This is a genomic window from Streptomyces sp. NPDC048496 (assembly GCF_043200055.1).
Classification (GTDB): Bacteria; Actinomycetota; Actinomycetes; order Streptomycetales; family Streptomycetaceae; genus Streptomyces.
On sequence record NZ_JBICXB010000037.1, the window covers coordinates 17656 to 30677 of the forward strand.

Annotated in this window: 11 protein-coding genes and 1 riboswitch; of the genes, 7 read left to right on the plus strand and 4 right to left on the minus strand. The window is 71.4% G+C overall.

Annotated elements, in window-relative coordinates:
• The first annotated feature begins 7 nt into the window (after positions 1 to 7).
• A riboswitch (SAM riboswitch) is annotated at positions 8 to 125 on the plus strand.
• A gap of 172 nt (positions 126 to 297) precedes the next feature.
• A complete protein-coding gene (locus ACGFSA_RS26495) occupies positions 298 to 1752 on the plus strand; it encodes an aminotransferase class V-fold PLP-dependent enzyme (RefSeq protein ID WP_393308289.1) in 1455 nt (484 codons plus the stop codon).
• A gap of 67 nt (positions 1753 to 1819) precedes the next feature.
• On the opposite strand, the gene ACGFSA_RS26500 is transcribed toward ACGFSA_RS26495, so the two are convergent.
• Both ACGFSA_RS26500 and ACGFSA_RS26505 read right to left on the minus strand, forming a co-directional pair.
• Positions 1820 to 2101, minus strand: a complete 282-nt coding sequence (locus tag ACGFSA_RS26500) for an Lrp/AsnC family transcriptional regulator (protein ID WP_037694047.1) — start codon at positions 2099 to 2101, stop codon at positions 1820 to 1822.
• A complete protein-coding gene (locus ACGFSA_RS26505) occupies positions 2098 to 2847 on the minus strand; it encodes a rhomboid family intramembrane serine protease (RefSeq protein ID WP_393308291.1) in 750 nt (249 codons plus the stop codon). The genes ACGFSA_RS26500 and ACGFSA_RS26505 overlap by 4 nt, the downstream gene beginning before the upstream one ends.
• A gap of 163 nt (positions 2848 to 3010) precedes the next feature.
• Between ACGFSA_RS26505 and ACGFSA_RS26510 the strand changes: the two genes are divergently transcribed.
• From ACGFSA_RS26510 to ACGFSA_RS26530, 5 genes are all read left to right on the plus strand, one after another.
• A complete protein-coding gene (locus ACGFSA_RS26510; protein WP_266986548.1) occupies positions 3011 to 3253 on the plus strand; it encodes a hypothetical protein in 243 nt (80 codons plus the stop codon).
• Between the two features lie 38 nt (positions 3254 to 3291).
• The gene (locus ACGFSA_RS26515; protein WP_393308293.1) at positions 3292 to 4653 is read left to right on the plus strand and encodes an NYN domain-containing protein; all 1362 of its coding nucleotides are present in this window, start codon (positions 3292 to 3294) and stop codon (positions 4651 to 4653) included.
• A gap of 283 nt (positions 4654 to 4936) precedes the next feature.
• Positions 4937 to 5965, plus strand: a complete 1029-nt coding sequence (locus tag ACGFSA_RS26520) for an NlpC/P60 family protein (protein ID WP_393308295.1) — start codon at positions 4937 to 4939, stop codon at positions 5963 to 5965.
• Positions 5966 to 6205: 240 nt separating this feature from the next.
• Positions 6206 to 7234 (plus strand): NlpC/P60 family protein, encoded by a 1029-nt coding sequence (locus ACGFSA_RS26525; RefSeq protein ID WP_393308297.1) that lies wholly within the window; start codon positions 6206 to 6208, stop codon positions 7232 to 7234.
• A gap of 99 nt (positions 7235 to 7333) precedes the next feature.
• Positions 7334 to 8581, plus strand: a complete 1248-nt coding sequence (locus ACGFSA_RS26530) for a hypothetical protein (protein WP_393308299.1) — start codon at positions 7334 to 7336, stop codon at positions 8579 to 8581.
• Here ACGFSA_RS26530 and ACGFSA_RS26535 read toward each other — a convergent pair.
• Positions 8538 to 9824 carry a glycosyltransferase 87 family protein gene (locus ACGFSA_RS26535; protein ID WP_393308301.1) on the minus strand — a complete coding sequence of 429 codons (1287 nt, stop codon included), beginning with the start codon at positions 9822 to 9824 and terminating at the stop codon, positions 8538 to 8540. The two genes, ACGFSA_RS26530 and ACGFSA_RS26535, sit on opposite strands and share 44 nt — an antisense overlap.
• A gap of 98 nt (positions 9825 to 9922) precedes the next feature.
• Between ACGFSA_RS26535 and ACGFSA_RS26540 the strand changes: the two genes are divergently transcribed.
• On the plus strand, positions 9923 to 11065 hold the full coding sequence (locus ACGFSA_RS26540) for a glycosyltransferase family 4 protein (RefSeq protein ID WP_393308303.1): 1143 nt from the start codon (positions 9923 to 9925) through the stop codon (positions 11063 to 11065).
• 84 nt (positions 11066 to 11149) lie between these two features.
• Here ACGFSA_RS26540 and ACGFSA_RS26545 read toward each other — a convergent pair whose 3' ends face one another.
• Complete coding sequence (locus tag ACGFSA_RS26545) at positions 11150 to 12946, minus strand: AMP-dependent synthetase/ligase (protein WP_393308305.1); 1797 nt, start codon at positions 12944 to 12946, stop codon at positions 11150 to 11152.
• Positions 12947 to 13022 lie beyond the last annotated feature (76 nt).

Consider the following 13022-nt stretch of genomic DNA (forward strand, 5'->3'; position numbering starts at 1 on the left):
CTCGTCAGGTCATGAGTGACAGCGACTACGGCCCCGGCCCGCTGTCCGGCAACCCTCCGTCCGTGGCGGGGTGCCCCGGGTGAAGACCAGGCCGCAGGCAGCGAGGTCTGCGGCAAGCGCGGACCCCTCGACATCTCTGAATGTCACATCCCTGGGGTCCTGGTCCTCAAGGAGCCTCTTGTGAGCAAGCGAATGCGATAGGGCCCAAGGCCCTTCTCCGCGCACCCTTTTCTTCTTCCTGCGCTGCCGCGTGTCCGCCGGCGCAGTGAATTCGCCTGCCTGTTACGGGAGTTCGCCATGTCTGTCTGTACCGCTGCCGCCGATCAGTCCATTTGTACACCGCTGCCCGTTCTGGGGCGGGATGTGACCGTTCCTCTGGTGACCGGTGGTGAAGTCACGTACGCCGCCCTCGACTACGCGGCCAGCGCCCCGGCCCTGCAGCGCGTGTGGGACGACGTCGCCGCGTACGCCCCGTACTACGGCAGCGTCCACCGCGGCGCCGGCTACCTCTCGCAGCTTTCCACGGACCTCTTCGAGAACAGCCGCAGGACCGTCGCGGAGTTCCTCGGCTGCCGCCCCGAGGGAGACCAGGTGATCTTCACCCGGTCGACGACCGACTCGCTGAACCTGCTCGCCGCGGTGATCCCCGCCGACTGCCAGGTCTTCGTGTTCGAGACCGAGCACCACGCCTCGCTGCTGCCCTGGCGCGACGCCCGCGTCACCTACCTCAACGCCCCGCGCACCCCGGCCGAGGCCGTCGAGACGCTGGAGCGGGCGCTCGCCGACCGCGACCTTTCCCCAAACTCTCAACTCCGTTCGAGCAAGGGAGGCCCCCTGGGTCCGGCGCTGGTCTGCGTCACCGGCGCATCCAATGTCACCGGTGAGCTGTGGCCGGTGAAGGAGCTGGCCGCCGCCGCCCACGCGCACGGCGCGCGGATCGTGCTCGACGCCGCGCAACTCGCCCCGCACCACCCGGTGGACATCGCCGGGCTCGACGTCGACTGGGTCGCCTTCTCCGGACACAAGCTGTACGCGCCGTTCGGCTCCGGTGTCCTCGCGGGCCGCGCCGACTGGCTGCAGGACGCCGAGCCGTACCTCGCCGGTGGCGGCGCCTCGCGGAAGGTCGCCCGGCGCACCGACGGCGGAGTGGACGTCGAGTGGCACTCGACCGCCGCCCGCCACGAGGCCGGTTCGCCCAACGTCATCGGCGTCCACTCCATCGCTTCCGCCTGCAGGGCGCTCACCGAGGCCGGCTTCGACCGGCTCGTCGCCCGTGAGCAGCAGCTCGTCACCCGGGTCCGCGAAGGCCTCGCCGAGGTCCCCCAGGTCAAGGTGCTGTCGCTGTTCGGCGACGACGCCCCGCGGGTCGGCGTCATCTCCTTCGTGGTGGCGGGCTGGAACAGCTCGCACTTCGCCGCGGCGCTCTCCGCCGAATACGGCATCGGGGTACGCGACGGACTGTTCTGCGCCCACCCGCTGGTCCGCACCCTGCTGGGCAGCGGCCCGCAGGACCCGGGCGAGTGCGGTGCGCCGGAGGCCGAGCCGGGCGAGCTCCCCCGGTCTCGAACGGACTCGACCGGGGGGACCCCCTTGCTGAACGCGATCCGGGTCAGTTTCGGCGCCGGTACGCCGGACGAGCACATCGAGCGCTTCGTCCGCGCGGTCAAGGAGCTGGTGAGCAAGGGTGCCCGGTGGGCGTATCGCACCGAGGGCGGCCGCTGTGTCCCGGACCGGGGCGCAGCGCAGATCTGACGGGCCCGTCGGACTTCGGCCGGGGACGGGCAGTGCCGCCCGTCCCCGGCCGAAGTCCGACGCGAACCTACGCGTCGAGACCGATGGCGAAGGCCGCCTCCAGGTCGTGCTGCGAGTACGTACGGAACGCGACATGGGTGTCGGTGCCCTCGACACCCGGGATCTTGCTGATCCGGCCGGGGATGACGTCCGCGAGGTCGTCGTGCCTGGCCACCCGGACCATGGCGATCAGGTCGTACGTACCGGTGACCGAGAAGACCTCGCTGACATTGTCCAGCGCGGCGATGGCCTCGGCGATCTCCGGAATCCGGTCCACGCTGGTTTTGATGAGCACGATCGCGGTGATCACGGCTGGCTTTCTCCCTCGGTGGCCGTGGCTGGAGCCTTCACTCTAGCCCCACCGCGATAGCGTCCCCAGGCGTAGAGGAAGCCGCAGACGAAGCCGACCACATGGGCGAGATACGCCACCCCGGGACCGCTGCCCGCGCCCTGCGCCGCCATCCACTGCAGCACGAACCAGAAGATCAGCACGATCCAGGCGGGAAAGCGCAGCGGAAGGAAGAACAGGAACGGGAAGAGGCTGGTCACACGCGCCCTGGGGAACAGGTAGAGGAACGCCCCGAGCACCGCGGAGATCGCTCCTGATGCGCCGACGAGGGTCTGGTCGGAGTTCGCGTGCGCCGTCGCGTACGCCAGCAGGGCGAGATAGCCGCAGCCGAGGTAGAAGAAGGCAAATTCGGCACGGCCCATCCGCTCCTCGGCCATCGCCCCGAACACGTACAGGAAGAGCATGTTGCCGAGCAGATGAAGCCAGCTGCCGTGCACGAACAGCGCGGTCAGCGGGGTGAGCAGGGCCTGTGCGGAGCCCGCCCACAGCTCGCTCGGGATCACCCCCCAGCGCTCGAAGTACCCGGCCTGGGCGGCGAGCAGGGTGTCGGCGGTGCCGTAGGTGGAGTTGAAGCCGGAGAGCGGGCTGATCAGGAAGACGGCGCAGCACAGGGCGATGAGGGCATACGTCACCTGCGCACCGGCCGCCGTGGCGGCGTGCAGGAGCCTGCCGGTCACTCCGTCTCTCGCGGCCCGCCGATCGATCATGCACAGAGCATGACGCAAGGTGACGGAACGGGACAGACCGCCTCGCCGTGTCTATGGGTATGCGCAAGGCCGTAGGGTTACAGCAGGACATCCGCAGTTCGACGGCGCACCGCGAGATCCTGTGCGGGAAGCAGCACGACGCTCGACGAAAGAGGACGCAACGATGACGACGGTTCCCCAGCCGACCGACGGGACCCGCTGGCGCTGCACGCTCTGCGGAAATCTCACCCGCTTCGACGTGACCCGCACCTCCAAGGTCGTCGAATACGTCCATCTCGACCTGGCCGGTGAGTCGACCGTCGAGGAACGCGAGGTGGTCAGTGAGACCATCGAGTCGGTCCGCTGCCGCTGGTGCAACGCGGTGGACCAGATCGAACTAGTCGACAGACCGGGTGCCGACTCCTGACGGGGCCGTGCGGACAGACATTTTTGGGGTGACGGATCGTGGAGCAGCCCGATAGCGGCGCCGAGCCGGCCGATGGAGCCGGCGACGCCGTCGAGGCGCTCGACCGCCCGCTGCCCGAAGGTGTACGGCGGCGCGTCGTCGCGCTGGTCTCGGACGCGTTCGGCGGCCTGACCGTCACCGAACTCCCGGCCCAGCTCAGGCAGTACGCCCGCTTCACCCCGACCCGGCGCGCCAAGTTCGCCGGGAACGCGATGGCGGCCGCCCTGGAGAGCGCCCCCCTGTTCCGACAGCGCATCGGCGAACGGCTCCGGGAATCCCAGTCGGAGCTGGCCGCTGCCGTGGAGGCCGGGTCGCCGCCCGCCGCCGCCGATCCCGTCGATGTGGCCGCGGCCGCCTATGTGCTGCGCCCGGTCGGCTGGGTGAAACTGGTCGCCGCCGCCGGCGAGGAGGTCCAGCGCGCCGACGCCGAGCGGGCCGACGAGGAGGGCCGGCGCGAGCTGGAACGGCTGCGCGAGGAGCTCGCCCAGGCCCGGACCCAGACGAGGAGCGAGACCGAACGGCTCCGCGCCGAACTCGACGCGGCCCGCAAGGAAGCCGATTCGCTGCAGCGCAAACTCCGGTCCGCCCTCAACGAGGTCAAGCGCGGCGAGGCCGCGGTGCGCCGGGGCAAGGCCGAGGCCGACGCCCTGCGGGCCGAGGCGGCCGCCCGGACCTCCGCCGCCGAGAGCGAGACCCGGCGGCTGCGGGCCCGGCTCGGCGAGGCGGAGGCGTCCGTCGAGGCGAGCCGCAGAGCCTCCAGGGAGGGGCGTTCGGTCGAGGACATGCGGCTGCGGCTGCTCCTCGACACGGTGCTCGACGCGGCCCGGGGGCTGCGCCGCGAACTGGCCCTGCCGCCCTCCTCGATCCGCCCCGCGGACAGCGTCGACGCGGTCGAGCCCGGCGCGATGTCGCCCAAGGACATTGCCACCAGGGCTCTTTCGGAGACCGATCCGGCCCTGCTCGACCAGTTGCTCGCGCTGCCGCAGGCGCATCTGATCGTGGACGGCTACAACGTCACCAAGACCGGCTATCCGCAGCTGCCGCTGGAGAAGCAGCGGCTGCGGCTGCTGGGCGGCCTCGCGGTGCTCGCCGCGCAGTCGGGCGCCGAGATGACCTGTGTCTTCGACGGGGCCGAACTGGCCGCCCCGGTGCTGCTCGCACCTCCGCGCGGGGTGCGCGTGCTGTTCAGCAAGCCGGGCGTGACCGCCGACGAACTCATCCGCCAGCTCGCCCGCGCCGAACCGCCGGGCAGGCCCGTCGTGGTGGTCTCCACCGACCGTGAAGTGGCGGACGGCGTGGCGAAGGCAGGGGCCAGGCCCGTTGCGTCCGTCTTGCTCCTGAAGCGGCTTTCGCGCGTCTGACGCGCCTTGTGGCCACTTGTCGGAAATCAGGGAACGTACCGTCAAGTCGCTGCTACGCCCTGTGTGATGAGAGTAAAGAAGTACCTGTTGTGGCGAGATTTTTCTTGTGAGGATTTGAACTGATCACAAGATGGTCACTAGGGTCGGGCTTCGAACCTTCGCACGGTTGATCACCCATCCGGGGTGGCAGCGAAGGAACCGCCGAGTCCGTGACGTGCACGGAGCCGGGGATTCATCCCCCACAGCCCGGTAGGCGGCTCTGAGGAAGAAGGAGCTCGCCTTCGTGGCGTCCCACCGTCGTCCCAAGCAGCCGAGCCGCGCCCGTGTGACCGTGCTCACCGCGACCGCCGCCGCGGCTGTGGCCCTGACCTCTCAGGCCGCCCACGCCGACCCCAAGCCGACCAAGAGTGAGGTCAAGGCGAAGGTCGACAAGCTCTACCACGAGGCGGAGAAGGCCTCCGAGAAGTACAACGGGGCCAAGGAGCAGCAGCAGAAGCTCGAAAAGCAGGTCGGCGCGCTGCAGGACAAGGTGGCCCGCGGTCAGCAGGAGCTCAACACGCTCCGCAGCGGCCTCGGTTCGCTCGCCGCCGCGCAGTACCGCTCCGGCGGCATCGACCCGTCCGTGCAGCTCTTCCTCGCCTCGGACCCGGACACCTTCCTCGACGAGGCCTCGGCCCTCGACCAGTTGACGGCCAAGCAGACCCAGTCGCTGGAGAAGATCCAGGAGAAGCAGCGGGCCCTCGCGCAGCAGCGCAAGGAGGCCCAGGACAAGCTGAGCGACCTCGCGGACGTCCGCAAGGTGCTCGGCGAGAACAAGAAGAAGTACCAGGGCAAGCTTGCCGACGCGCAGCGCCTGCTCAACACCCTGACCGCCGCCGAGCGCGAGAAGATGGCCCAGGCCGACCAGCGCGCCAGCCGCGCCGCGAGCGACCGGGTCAACCTGGGCAACGAGGTCCCCGCCTCCGCCCGCGGCGCCGCCGCCCTGAATGCCGCCGCGGGCAAGGTGGGCACGCCGTACTTCCGCGGCGGCACCGGCCCCAATTCCTTCGACTGCTCCGGGCTGACCCAGTGGGCCTACGCCCAGGCCGGTGTCCACATCAGCCGCGTCACGTACACCCAGGTCAACGACGGCGTGCAAATAGGCCGCAGCGCCCTCAAGCCGGGCGACCTCGTCTTCTTCAACAGCACGTCGCACGTGGCTCTGTACGCGGGCAACAACACCGTGCTGCACGCCCCGTACCCGGGCGCCTATGTCCGCTACGAGTCGATGAACACGATCGGCAGCTTCCAGTTCGGCGTGCGCGTCGGCTGACGCCGCCCGAACGGGCGAATTCCCACGCCCCCGCAAGACGGCCCGCCCCGCCGGAGACCACAGGTCACCGGCGGGGCGCCGTCGTATCCGGCCTGCACCCATCCGGCACGGTCGTTCGTGCGCTCCGTAGTCGTCCGACTACTGTCTGCCTGCTGTGCGGCTCCCGTCCGTCGGTCCGCCCGTCCCGGGCGGCAGGGGGCCGCGTACGTCTGCGTACAGCGGAAGGGAGTGCGGCGTCCTGTGGTGTCCCATCGCCGTTCCACACAGTCCGGCGTCAACCGGAGCGTCCGGGTCACAGTCCTGTCCGCGGCTGCGGCGACCGCCGCCACGCTCGGGGCGGCAGCCGCGCACGCCGACCCGAAGGACACGTCCCGGACCGCCAGGGCCGAGATCGACCGGCTGTACAGCGAGGCCGAGCACGCCACCGAGCAGTACAACAAGGCGGGGGAGAACGCCGACCGGCTGCGCGGCGAGCTGAACCGGGCCCAGGAACGCTTGGCCCGCGGTCAGGAACAAATCAACCGGATGCGCATGGCGCTCGGTTCGGCCGCCGCCGCGCAGTACCGATCCGGTGGCATCGACCCGTCGCTCGCCCTGCTGCTCTCCGCCGATCCGGACAGCTACCTCGACCGGGTAGCCACCCTGGACCGGCTGAACGCCCGTCAGGCCACCGCCCTGCACGAACTCCAGCACGCCCGGCGCGGCCTCGCGCAGGTCCGCGCGGAGGCTGCCCGCTCGCTTGCCGGCCTGGAGCGCAACAAGGCAGCCGCCACCCGGCACAAACGGACCGTCGAGGGCAAGCTCCGGCAGGCCCGGCAGCTGCTGGGCGCGCTGCCCGCCGCGGACCGGGCGGCTTTCGATCGCGCCTCGCGCTCCGGCCGCGACGCCTCGTTCTCCGCCCCGGCCGATCTGCCGGCCGGGTCGTCCCGGGCGGCGGCCGCCGTCATGGCCGTCCGCCGGGCCGTCGGACTCCCGTACATCTGGGGCGCCAACGGACCCGCCGGATTCGACTGCTCCGGGCTGATGCAGTGGGCGTACGCCCAGGCCGGTGTCGGCCTGCCACGCACCTCGCAGGCGCAGCGGTACGCCGGCCACATGGTGCCGCTCTCCGAGGCCCGCCCCGGCGATCTGGTCGCCTACCGCTCGGACGCCAGTCATATCGGGATGTACGTGGGCAACGGGCAGGTGATCCACGCCCCGCACCCGGGTGCTCCGGTCCGCTACGACCCGGTCGGCATGATGCCGGTCTCCTCGGTGACCCGCGTCTGAGAGCCTGTCGGGGGACCTTCGATCGGAGAGCGTGCGTGCCAGGGCGTGGCCGCCCGATCAGAGGTCACCCGACAGGCTCTGACCCGTACCCTCGGTCACGTGGCTGATCAGGGGCGCACCGCAGGGCGGGGGCATGACGGACGGCGGCGCGCGGCGGGCGCGGCGCTCGCCGGACTGCTGCTCGCGTCCGCCTGCACGGCCCCCGCCCCCGCCACCCCCGACCCCACCGTCCGGGCGATCGGCGCCACCCTGGACCGCCGCGCCGCCGCCGTCCTGGACCACGACCCGGACGGCTTCCTCGCCGCACTCGCCCCCGGGGCCACCGGGCTGCGGACGGCCCAGCGCCGCGAGCTGGACCACCTCGCCGACGTGCCGCTGAGCTCATGGGCGTACAAGGTGACGGACGTGCGCAGGCGCGGAGCCGACCGGGCCACCGCCGACGTCGAGTTGCGCTACCGGATCGCGGGCTACGACAGCGCTCCGGTCACCGCGGACCGGGTGCTCGACCTGGAGCGGGACCCGGCGGACGGCCGCTGGTACATCACCGGGGACCGGGCCGGCCGGGACGGCGGCCTGCAGTTGTGGCAGCAGGGCGACGTCCAGGTCGTACGGGGCAGGCGAAGTCTCGTCCTCGGTGTGGGGCGGACAACGGCGGAGCTCCGCGAGATCGCGGGCACCGCGGACCGTGCGGTGCCCGCCGTCTCCGCCGCCTGGCCGGAGCGCTGGGCCGGCCGCGTGGTGGTCCTCGTACCGGAGACGATCGACGACATGGCCGGGCTGCTGGGGTCACCGGCGGCGAACTACCGGGGCATAGCGGCCGTCACCACCGGCGAGAGTGGCGGACGGGCGCCCGCGGACCGGGTGATCGTCAACCCTCAGGCGTACGCGACGCTCGGCACGTTCGGGCAGCGGATCGTCCTCACCCACGAGACCGCCCATGTGGCCACCCGCGCCCGCACCACCGCGTCCACCCCGACCTGGCTCTCCGAGGGCTTCGCCGACTGGGCGGCCTACCGTGCCGAGCACCGGACCGCTGAGCAGGCCGCGCCCGAACTGGCCGACGCGGTCCGGCGCGGTGAGCTGCCCGCCGAACTGCCCGCCGACGAGGAGTTCGGGTTCGCGGGAGACTCCGGGCGCCTCGCGAGGGCGTACGAGGGCGGCTGGCTGGCCTGCGCACTCATCGCCGACCACTGGGGCGAGAAGAAGCTCTTCGCCTTCTACCGGGCCGTCGGGGGGCACTCAGGACGGGACGGAGCGGTGGAGCAGGCGATGCGGGACGTGCTCGGCACGACGCCGCAGGAGTTCACGGCGCGCTGGCGGGAGTATCTGCGGTCCCGTCTCGGCTGACCCGCCCCGCCGCAGCGGCCGACCGGACCGGCAGCCGGTGCCGGTCCCGGCGGACCGGCGCGGGCACCGTCTCCTTCCACAGTCGCCGGGACGCGACCAGGGTCGCCGCGACCAGCAGACCGTTGCGCACGAACATCAGCGTCACGCCCTGCGCGTCGCTGGTCACCACGTGGATGAACCCGAGCGGGAACTCCAGCTGGGTCACGCCCGTCGCGACCAGCACCAGAACGGCCGGCAGCCCCATGCGGCTGGACCGGAAGACAAGACAGACCGCCGCGAGACCGACCAGCCACAGCATGTACTGGGGGCTGATCACCCGGCTCGTGGTCGTGAACAGCAGCACCGCCGTGAACGCCGTATCGGCCGGCGTGCTCACCCCGAAGTCACGGGCCAGCAGCCGCCACACCACCAGCCAGCCGAACGCGACGATGCTCAGCCCCAGCGCCAGCGTGCTCACCAGCGGCACATGCGGCCCCAGGAACTCCAGCGACCCGTAGTTCAGCTCCACCCGGCCCTGCCAGCCGAACTGCCGCGCCACATGGAAGACCAGCGCCCCCAGCGACTCGACCTCGGTCCCGCGGTCGCGCTGGAACCCGAGAAAGGCCAGCGCTCCCGGCAACGCGGCCGTGCACACCACCAGCAGCCCGGCCGCCGTCACCACCGCCGCCGTCCATGAGCGGCGGGTCGGCTCCCCGCGCGCGGTCCCGGCCAGCAGCAGCACCGGCCACACCTTCAGCAGCGCGCCGAAGGCGGCCAGCGCCCCCAGCACCCGCGGATGCCGTACCCCCGCCAGCAGCGCCGCCACCGCGACCGCCGTCACCATCACGTCGTACCGCGCGTACGCGGTCGTGCCGAGCAGGGGCACCCCCGCCACCCACACCCAGCCGCCCGCGGTCCGCCTGCCGGTACGGCGGCCCGCGTACAGCAGCAGGCCGAGCACCAGCGCGTCGCAGAGGCAGGCGAGGACGAAGAAGGCCGAGGCGTAGTCCAGGAACGGCAGCAGGGCGGGGGAGAGGATGGCGAGCGCGGCGACGGGCGGGTACTGCCAGGTGACATCGTCCAGCGGATACGTCCCGGACTTCAGCACCTCGGACCAGCCGTGGTAGATCACCGAGACGTCGCTCGTCACGTCCGGGCCCGGCAACGTGACGACCTTGAAGACGCAGAGCAGCAACACGGCCCTGGTGAGCGCCCACACTGCGACGGGTGCGAGAAATCTGCCGGTGCCGCCTGCTGCTGTCATGCCCGTGCCCATCCCCTTCGCCAGTGGCTCCGAGCCATGATGCACGGCCTGACCGTGGGCGAGCCATCAAGCCGGGCTGTTCGGTACTGTCGGCGGCGATGGACAAGACCCTGATCGTGACCAACGACTTTCCGCCCCGGCCCGGCGGTATCCAGGCATTCCTGCACAATATGGCACTTCGCCTGGACCCCGGCCGGCTCGTCGTCTACGCCTCCACCTGGAAGCGGAGCCCCGAGGGTGTCGCGGCCACCGCCGCCTTCGACGCCGAGCAGCCGTTCACCGTCGTCCGTGACCCTACGACGATGCTGCTGCCGACCCCGCGGGTGACCCGGCGCGCGGTCCAGCTGCTGCGCGAACACGACTGCACCTCCGTCTGGTTCGGGGCCGCGGCCCCCCTCGGGCTGATGGCACCGGCACTGCGGAGAGCGGGTGCCCGGCGACTGGTCGCCACCACCCACGGGCACGAGGCCGGCTGGGCCCAACTTCCCGCGTCTCGCCAGCTGTTGCGCCGGATAGGCGAGGGCACGGACGCGATCACGTACCTCGGCGAGTACACCCGCTCCCGGATCGCCGGCGCGCTCACCCCCGAGGCCGCCGGCCGCATGGTCCAACTGCCGCCCGGCGTCGACGAGAAGACCTTCCACCCGGACTCGGGCGGGGACCGGATCCGGGCCCGGCTCGGACTCGCGGACCGGCCCGTCGTCGTCTGTGTGTCGCGGCTGGTGCCCCGCAAGGGCCAGGACACCCTGATCCTCGCGATGCCCGCGATTCTGGCGCGGGAGCCGGACGCCGTCCTGCTGATCGTCGGCGGCGGACCGTACGCCAAGGAGCTGGAGAAGCTGGCCGCGGAGACCGGCGTCACCGACTCGGTGCGGTTCACCGGACCGGTGCCCTGGGAGGAGCTGCCCGCCCACTTCGGCGCGGGCGACGTCTTCGCGATGCCGTGCCGCACCCGTCGCGGCGGCCTCGACGTCGAGGGGCTCGGCATCGTCTACCTGGAGGCGTCCGCCACCGGACTGCCGGTGGTGGCGGGCGACTCGGGCGGCGCCCCCGACGCCGTCCTCGACGGCGAGACCGGCTGGGTGGTGCGGGGCGGCTCCGTCGAGGAGACCGCCGACCGCGTCGCCACCCTGCTCGGCGACCCCGAACTGTGCCGGCGGATGGGGGAGCGGGGCCGGGCCTGGGTCGAGGAGAAGTGGCGCTGGGACCTGCTCGCGGAGCATCTCAAGGCGCTGCTCTGAAGAAAGGCGCTGCTCTGAAGATACGGGGAGGGGCCCGCACGACCAGTCGCGCGGGCCCCTCCCCCTACACCTGCAACCGCGGGATCAGCCGTGGTAGATCGACTCCACCTCGTCCGCGAAGTCCTTCGCCACCACATTCCGCTTCAGCTTCAGCGAGGGCGTGATGTGGCCGGCCTCCTCGGTGAACTGCGAGGCCAGGATGCGGAACTTGCGTACCGACTCCGCCTTGGACACCGCCGCGTTGCCGTCGTCCACCGCCCGCTGCACCTCGGCCAGCAGCTCCGGGTCCTCGCGCAGCGACACCGCCGTCGAGCCGGCCGGCTTGCCGTGCTCCTCTGCCCAGCGGCCCAGGAACTCCTCGTCCAGGGTGATCAGCGCACCGACGAACGGCCGCCCGTCGCCGACCACCATGCACTCCGCGACCAGGGCATGCCCGCGGATCCGGTCCTCGATCACGGCGGGAGCGACGTTCTTGCCGCCCGCCGTGACGATGATCTCCTTCTTGCGGCCGGTGATCGTCAGATAGCCGTCCTCGTCGAGGATGCCGATGTCGCCCGTGTGGAACCAGCCGTCGGCCAGCGCGTCGGCCGTCGCCGCCTCGTTGTTCCAGTAGCTCGCGAACAGGTGCTCGCCGTGCAGCAGCACCTCGCCGTCGTCGGCGATCCGGACGACCGAGCCGGGCAGCGGCTGGCCGACCGTACCGATCTTCTGCCGGTCCCACGGGTTGAACGCGGTGGCCGCGCACGTCTCCGTGAGACCGTAGCCCTCCAGCACCGTGAAGCCGATGCCGCGGTAGAAGTGCCCGAGCCGCTCGCCCAGCGGCGCACCGCCCGAGATCGCGTACTCGCCGCGGCCGCCGAGCACGGCGCGCAGCTTGCTGTAGATCAGCCGGTCGAAGACCCTGTGCTTGAACTTCAGGCCGATGGACGGACCCTGAGGGGTGCCGAGCGCACGGCTGTAGGCGATCGCGACGTTCGCGGCCCTGTCGAAGATCTTGCCCTTGCCGTCGGCCTGCGCCTTGGCACGCGCCGAGTTGTAGACCTTCTCGAAGACCCGCGGCACACCGAGGATGAGCGTCGGCCGGAACGCGGCCAGCTCATCGGTGAGGTTCTTGATGTCCGGTACGCAGCCGAGCCGGATCGGGGCCATCACCGCGGCCACCTCGACCAGTCGGCCGAAGACATGGGCAGCGGGCAGGAAGAGCAGTACGGAGCACTCGCCGGTACGGAAGAGGGGCTTCAGCCGCTCCACCACGTTGCCGCACTCGGCGAAGAAGCTGCGGTGCGTGAGTACACAGCCCTTGGGGCGGCCGGTGGTGCCCGAGGTGTAGACGATGGTGGCCGGGTCGTCGGCCTTGGCGCCGGCGCTGCGCAGGTCGACGGTCTCGTCCGAGACCTCCGCACCCGACGCGGTCAGCTCGTCGACCGCGCCCTTGTCGATCTGCCACACGTTGCGCAGCTCCGGCAGCCGGTCGCGCATGGCGGCGACGGACTCGGCATGCCCGTCGCTCTCCACGATCACCGCGACCGCGCCGGAGTCGCCGAGGATCCACTGGACCTGCTCGGCGGAGCTGGTCTCGTACACCGGGACGGTGACCGCGCCCGCGCTCCAGATCGCGAAGTCCAGCTGCACCCACTCGTAGCGGGTACGGGACATCAGACCGATCCGGTCGCCGGGCTGCACACCCGCGGCGATCAGGCCCTTGGCGGCGGCTCCGACCTCGGCCAGGAACTGGGTGGCGGTGACATCGGTCCACACGCCCGCCACCTTGCGGCTCATCACCGCTGCATCGGGATGCTGAGCGGCATTGCGGCGGATGAGATCCGTCAGGTTGCCGTCCGAGGGGACCTCGTACAGGGCCGGAAGGCTGAACTCGCGCAAGACTGCTGCTCCTCATCGGGCTCCGGTGCCACGGCTCTGTGTGACGCACCGGCTGCGGTCCAAGACTGGCAGGGTG

Bases quoted from the DNA above. Each gene is read 5' to 3' on its own strand.
- ACGFSA_RS26495 (WP_393308289.1), top strand. From the start codon at position 298: ATGTCTGTCTGTACCGCTGCCGCCGATCAGTCCATTTGTACACCGCTG.
- ACGFSA_RS26510 (WP_266986548.1), top strand. From the start codon at position 3,011: ATGACGACGGTTCCCCAGCCGACCGACGGGACCCGCTGGCGCTGCACG.
- ACGFSA_RS26505 (WP_393308291.1), bottom strand. From the start codon at position 2,847: ATGATCGATCGGCGGGCCGCGAGAGACGGAGTGACCGGCAGGCTCCTG.
- ACGFSA_RS26535 (WP_393308301.1), bottom strand. From the start codon at position 9,824: ATGACAGCAGCAGGCGGCACCGGCAGATTTCTCGCACCCGTCGCAGTG.
- ACGFSA_RS26540 (WP_393308303.1), top strand. From the start codon at position 9,923: ATGGACAAGACCCTGATCGTGACCAACGACTTTCCGCCCCGGCCCGGC.